At 48.2% G+C, this 1,039-nt stretch carries 1 protein-coding gene; it reads right to left on the reverse strand.

The window, feature by feature from the left end; genetic code table 11:
- Positions 1–980: TolC family protein (locus tag R7E42_RS25580; protein ID WP_318073322.1), on the reverse strand; the 980-nt coding region annotated here is incomplete at its 3' end.
- Positions 981–1,039: the final 59 nt, after the last annotated feature.

Here is a 1,039-nt window from a genome sequence, read left to right on the forward strand (position 1 = left end):
GCAGGTTCGCCTTTCATATTGTTGGCTTGACGATAGGCGTACATCACTTCCACACCGAATTGAGGCGTGTAAGCTTGCTCTGCAATGTCCACTTGAGTTTCATTGGCAGAAATACTTACGTCTGCCATTTTCACCATCGGGTGCTCACTCAACTGTTGGTAGTGCTTGGTCGTTTCGCTATTTGCAGACAACTTTTGGTTCAATGACGCCCAAGTCAGTGTGTTGCTGGCTTGGAGTGTTGAGCGTCCGTTTTGGGTATAGGTATTGAGCCAGTCAGAGCCCAACCATTCTGAGAGTTGCGAGACCAAACGGCGCTGCATTTGTGCGTTGGCTTGCAGCTTTTCATCCAACTTACTCACTTGAAGCTGTGCATTCAGTAAATCTTGCGCTTCGCTTTTGCCGATTGAGTAATTGGTTTGAATGAAGTTTTCCATTTCCGTCATGAGCCGACGGTTTTCTAGCAAAATTTGCTCTGCCTTCTGCTGATAGCCTAGCTCCAACCAAAGCTGAGTCATGCTGTTTGCCACTTCAAGCTCCCGTGCGTGAACTTGCAACGACAAACCATCGGCTTGTTGATTGGCTTTCTTTTGTTGAAGGTTGAGCGTCGAGCCACGTTCGAACTGTTGCATCAAACCGACGGAGATATTGGTCATCGGATCTTCGTCAAATTTGAAGCTATCGACAGGCAAACCACCAAAACCGACTTTCAGTTTCGGGTCCATCAAGGTTGCGCTGGCTACGCCTGTTTCACGCATCGCTTCCGATTGAGCATAGAATTGCTTGCGGTTGCCATCGTTGCTCAACGCGATGCTAATGAGGTTTGCTAGCTCATTGGTTGATTGGGCTTGGATTGATTGAGCTTGCGCTTCTTGTTGTGCTTTCGTATTGGCTGGCGATTGCGCCACCACATTGAAAGCCGGTAGGGCAACCAGAGCCAGTGAGCATACTGGTGCCACTAAGCGATTTGGGTTGAATTCCATAATTTACATCCAAATTGATACCAAGCTCTTTTGCGTTTCGGGAACGATTGAACCGCGCG

The sequence above is a fragment of the Vibrio sp. Vb1337 genome (assembly GCF_033338715.1).
Taxonomy (GTDB): Bacteria; Pseudomonadota; Gammaproteobacteria; order Enterobacterales; family Vibrionaceae; genus Vibrio; species Vibrio alginolyticus.